Source organism: Ferrovum myxofaciens (assembly GCF_000735045.1).
GTDB lineage: Bacteria > Pseudomonadota > Gammaproteobacteria > Burkholderiales > Ferrovaceae > Ferrovum > Ferrovum myxofaciens.
Genome location: NZ_JPOQ01000519.1, coordinates 1 through 253, shown reverse-complemented (window position 1 = coordinate 253; position 253 = coordinate 1). Strand labels below are relative to the sequence as shown.

1 protein-coding gene is annotated in these 253 nt (G+C 57.3%); it reads left to right on the top strand.

What is annotated here, in order from left to right; all coding sequences use genetic code 11:
* Positions 1–253, top strand: a 253-nt coding sequence (locus tag IV91_RS0114870) for a transposase domain-containing protein (protein WP_031599582.1), incomplete at both ends; no start/stop codon positions are given.

The following is a 253-nucleotide window of genomic DNA, read 5'->3' as shown; positions in this document are numbered from 1 at the left end:
ACGGGAGGCAGGGCTGCGGGTATTTCTGAATGACCCCGAAGTTCCCCCAGACACCAACCATTTGGAAAGGGCTCTGCGGGTGATCCCCATGGGGAAAAAGAATTGGAATTTCTGTTGGACCGAAGTAGGTGCCGAACTGACCGGAGTGGCCCAGTCCCTGATCACCACCTGTCGGCTGCACGACATCAATCCCTATGACTACCTGGTGGATGTGTTGCAACGGGTGGGACAGCATCCGGCCAGGGATATCGGG